The organism is Salinivibrio sp. EAGSL (genome assembly GCF_013366455.1).
Lineage (GTDB): Bacteria > Pseudomonadota > Gammaproteobacteria > Enterobacterales > Vibrionaceae > Salinivibrio > Salinivibrio costicola.
In genome coordinates, this window is record NZ_JABWMG010000062.1 from 1 (window position 1) to 393 (window position 393).

Sequence of the window (393 nt, forward strand, 5' to 3'; positions counted from 1 at the left end):
CTGTCATTCTTAAAGAATGACTTGTCAGCTTTCCAGATTGTTAAAGAGCATGTGTATTTATCACGACGATAAACCACTTTTTAAAGGCACTTATCATTATAAATACGCTTAAAAAGTGGTGGAGCTAAGCAGGATCGAACTGCTGACCTCCTGCGTGCAAGGCAGGCGCTCTCCCAGCTGAGCTATAGCCCCACATTGATTACTTTGTTAACCAACACATTTGGGGATGTGTTGGTGGGTCTGAGTGGACTTGAACCACCGACCTCACCCTTATCAGGGGTGCGCTCTAACCAGCTGAGCTACAGACCCATCAAAGCAATGATGTGCTCTCTTTCAATTTCAACCTATACAATCTGTGTGAACACTCGCAAGAATAGCGTCAGTAAGGAGGTG

Annotated in this window: 2 tRNA genes; both read right to left on the reverse strand. The window is 45.0% G+C overall.

Annotated elements, in window-relative coordinates:
• Positions 1-116: 116 nt before the first annotated feature.
• A tRNA-Ala gene (locus HLG76_RS14695) sits at positions 117-192 on the reverse strand.
• 40 nt (positions 193-232) lie between these two features.
• Positions 233-309 (reverse strand) — tRNA-Ile (locus tag HLG76_RS14700).
• Between the last annotated feature and the right edge of the window lie 84 nt (positions 310-393).